This window comes from Streptomyces camponoticapitis (assembly GCF_014646115.1).
Classification (GTDB): domain Bacteria; phylum Actinomycetota; class Actinomycetes; order Streptomycetales; family Streptomycetaceae; genus Streptomyces; species Streptomyces camponoticapitis.
Window position 1 is genome coordinate 1 of sequence record NZ_BMMV01000058.1, and the last position, 4,216, is coordinate 4,216.

1 protein-coding gene is annotated in these 4,216 nt (G+C 73.3%); it reads left to right on the forward strand.

Annotation, left to right across the window (positions count from 1 at the left end; genetic code table 11):
- The coding region (locus IEY79_RS37005) for a type I polyketide synthase (RefSeq protein ID WP_189112043.1) at window positions 1–4,216 on the forward strand (4,216 nt) is incomplete at both ends.

A 4,216-nucleotide genomic window follows, 5' to 3' on the forward strand; every position in this document is an offset into this window, starting at 1 on the left:
GCTGTCGAGGTGGCTGACGGCGGTGTGGTGCTGACCGGGCGGGTGTCGGTCCAGTCGCAGCCGTGGCTTGCCGACCACGTTGTGGGTGGCACTGTCCTGATGCCGGGCACCGCTTTCGTGGAGCTGGCGATACGCGCAGGGGACGAGGTCGCTTGCGACCACGTCGAGGAACTGACGCTGGAAGCGCCGCTGATCCTGCCCGAGCGCGGTGGCCTGGCGATGCAGGTCCGGGTGGCTCCGGAGGACGGCAGCGGGCGGCGTACGTTCAGCGTCCACTCCCGCGGTGACGCCGACGACACGGCCACGGAGTGGACGCGGCACGCCAGCGGCAGCCTGACGGCCGGCGCACCGGAGACCCCGCCCGTGACGGATCTGGCCGCCTGGCCGCCCCCGGACGCCACCCCGATCGACGTCGAGGGCCACTACGAGCGGTCAGCCGAGGCGGGCTACGGCTTCGGCCCCGCGTTCCAGGGCCTCCAAGCCGCGTGGCGACGCGGGGACGAGATCTTCGCCGAGATCGCCCTGCCCGAGCCGCAGCGGGAAGATGCCGCCCGGTTCGGCATCCACCCGGCGCTGCTGGACGCGGCCACCCACCCAGTGGGGCTCGCCGGTCTCTTCAGCGCCGACCAGGTCCACCTGCCGTTCGCGTGGACCGGTGTGTCCGTCTACGCGGCCCAGGCCACCCTTGTCCGGGTCCGCCTGGTACCCACGGGGCCCGACGCGATCGCGCTGGTGATCGCCGATGCCTCGGGCGCGCCGGTGGCACAGGTGGACTCGCTGGTGATGCGGCCCGTCGCAAGCGAACAACTGGAGCGTATGCGCAGCGGGGTCTCGGACTCGCTGCTGCACGTGGAGTGGACGGCACCGCTCGCGTCGAGCACCGGCGCGGACGGCGGCTGCGTGCTGCTGGCCCCCGAGTCCACCGAGTCCACCGAGCCCGCCGCGCTGCTGGCGGCCGTGGCGGCCACGGGCCTCACCGCCGGCACCTACCCCGACCTTCAGGCACTTGCGGAGGCGATCGACGGCGGCATGCCGGCCCCCGGGGCCGTTGTCCTGCCCTGCCTCGCGGACCCGGCCGCCGACGGCGTGGCCGAGGCGGCGCGGCGGGCCGTGTCTAGCACCCTGGAGGCCGCGCAGGCATGGCTGGCCGACGAGCGGTGGGCCTCGTCGCGCATGGTGTTCCTGACGCGCGGCGCCACCGCCACGGACACCGAGGAGGACGTCGCCGACCCGGCACTGGCCGCGGTGTGGGGGCTGGTGCGCTCCGCGCAGTCCGAGAACCCCGACCGGTTCGTGCTGATCGACGTGGACGGCCACGACGACTCGCTCCAGGCATTGCCCGTGGCCCTTGGCTGCGGCGAGCCGCAGATCGCCGTCCGTGCGGGGCGGCTGCTGACCCCGCGGCTGGCCCGTGCCGGCGCCCGACCTGACGCCGAGTCGGCGCCCGTCTGGAACCCCGCCGGGTCGGTGCTGGTGACCGGCGGGACCGGCGCGCTGGGCTCGGCCGTGGCGCGGCATCTGGCACAGGACCACGGCGTGCGGCATCTGGTGCTGATGAGCCGGCGCGGCATGGAGGCGCCGGGCGCGGCGGAGCTGGTCGAGGAACTGGCGGGCCTGGGCGCGCAGGCGAGTGTCGTGGCGTGTGATGTCGCCGACCGTGAGGAGCTGGCCTCGCTGCTGGTGGAGATTCCCGCCGAGCATCCGCTGACCGCGGTGGTGCACACGGCCGGTGTCCTGGCGGACGGCGTCATCGGATCGCTCACGGAGCAGGACGTGCACCAGGTGCTGCGGCCGAAGGTGGACGCGGCGGTCAACCTGCACGAGCTGACGCGGGACATGGATCTGTCGGCTTTCGTGCTGTTCTCCTCGGCTGCGGGTGTCCTCGGTGCGCCGGGTCAGGGCAACTACGCCGCGGCGAACGCCTTCCTGGACGGCCTCGCCGCCCACCGGCGGGCGCAGGGACTGGCCGGCACGTCGATCGCGTGGGGCCTGTGGGCCCAGGCCGGCGGGATGACCGGGCGCCTCGACCAGCAGGACATCGCCCGTATGGGACGCTCCGGCTTCGCCGGTCTCTCGACCGAGCAGGGGCTGTCGCTGTTCGACGCGGCGGTCCGCGGTGACGAGGCGCTGGCCGTTGCCGTGCGCCTGGAGCTGTCGCGCTTGCGCGCGCAGGCGGCTTCCGGCGGGGTGCCGCCGATGCTGCGCGGGATGGTCCGGGTTCCGTCGCGGCGGGTCGCGAGTGCAGCCGCGGACAGCTCCGAGCTGGTGCGGCGCCTGGCCGGCTTGTCGGAGCCGGAGCAGCGCCGGCTGCTGACCGATCTGGTCCGGGCCCAGGCGGGCTCCGTGCTGGGCCACGCGTCGCCGGAGTCGCTGGACAGCGCGCAGGCGTTCAAGGACATCGGGTTCGACTCCCTGACGGCCGTCGAGCTGCGCAACCGGCTCAACGCGGCCACCGGGCTCCGCCTGCCCGCGACGCTGATCTTCGACTACCCCAACCCCGACGTCCTCGCCGAACACATCCGCAGGGAACTGGCGGGCGTGGCCACCGACGCCCCGGTCGGCCAGGTCGTTTCGGCCGGGGCGGCGGACGAGCCCATCGCGATCGTCGCGATGAGCTGCCGCTACCCAGGAGGCGTGGACACGCCGGAAGCCCTGTGGCGGCTTGTCGCCGACGGCGTCGACGCGATCAGCGACTTTCCCACTGGCCGCGGCTGGGACGTCGAGGGGCTGTACGACCCGGACCCGGACCGCGTCGGCAAGACGTACGCGCGCGAAGGAGGATTCGTCCATGACGCGGGCGACTTCGACCCCGCCGTGTTCGGGATCTCGCCGCGCGAGGCGCTGGCGATGGATCCGCAGCAGCGGCTGCTGCTGGAGTCCACGTGGGAGGTCTTCGAACGGGCCGGCATCGATCCGCTGTCGCTGCGCGGTACCCCGACCGGCGTGTTCGCCGGCGTCATGTACAACGACTACGTCTCCCTCCTGCACCAGGCCCCGGACGGCTTCGAAGGCCACCTAGGCACCGGCAACGCGAGCAGCGTGGTGTCGGGCCGCGTGTCGTACACCTTCGGTCTCGAAGGTCCCGCGGTGACGGTGGACACGGCGTGTTCTTCGTCGCTGGTCACGATGCATCTGGCCGCGCAGGCGCTGCGATCCGGTGAATGCTCGCTGGCACTGGCCGGCGGCGCCACGGTCATGTCCAGCCCGAAGGTGTTCGTGGAGTTCAGCCGGCAGCGCGGACTGGCGGCGGACGGGCGGTGCAAGTCGTTCGGCTCGGGTGCGGACGGCACCGGCTGGGGCGAGGGCGTGGGCCTGCTGCTGCTGGAGCGGTTGTCGGATGCCCGGCGCAACGGGCATCCGGTGCTCGCGGTGCTGCGTGGCAGCGCGGTCAACCAGGACGGTGCCAGTAATGGCCTGACGGCGCCGAACGGCCCGTCGCAGCAGCGCGTCATCCGGCAGGCGCTCGCGAACTCGCGGCTGACGTCCGCCGACGTCGATGTGGTGGAGGCGCACGGTACGGGGACGACGCTGGGTGACCCGATCGAGGCGCAGTCGCTGCTCGCGACCTACGGCCAGGAACGTACCGACGACCGGCCGTTGTGGCTGGGGTCGATCAAGTCGAACATCGGGCATACGCAGGCTGCGGCGGGTGTGGCCGGTGTGATCAAGATGGTGATGGCGATGCGGCACGGGGAGTTGCCCCGCACGCTGCACGTGGACGAGCCGTCGCCGCACGTCGACTGGTCGACGGGGTCGGTGTCGCTGCTGACGGAGAACCGGCCGTGGCCGGAGACGGGCCGGCCGCGCAGGTCCGCGGTGTCCTCCTTCGGGATCAGCGGCACCAACGCCCACGTCATCCTGGAGCAAGCCGCCGAGACGGCGGTCGAGCCCGCCCGCAACGACGACGAGGACCCGCGCGACGCGGTGACCGTGCCCCTGGCGCTGTCCGCGCGGTCGGAGCCGGGCGTACGCGCCCAGGCCGAGCGCCTGCACCGGCACCTGACCGCCGACCCGGGCCTGAGCCTCGCCGACGTGGGCTGGACCCTGGCGACGAGCCGGGCCGCCCTCGACCACCGCGCGGTCGTGGTCGGGGACGACCGCGAGACGCTGCTCACCGGCCTGGCAGAGCTGGCCCGGGGCGACGGCGGCTCGGGTGTGGTGCGTGGTGGTGGTCGGGTTGCGGTGATGTTCCCTGGTCAGGGTTCGCAGTGGGTGG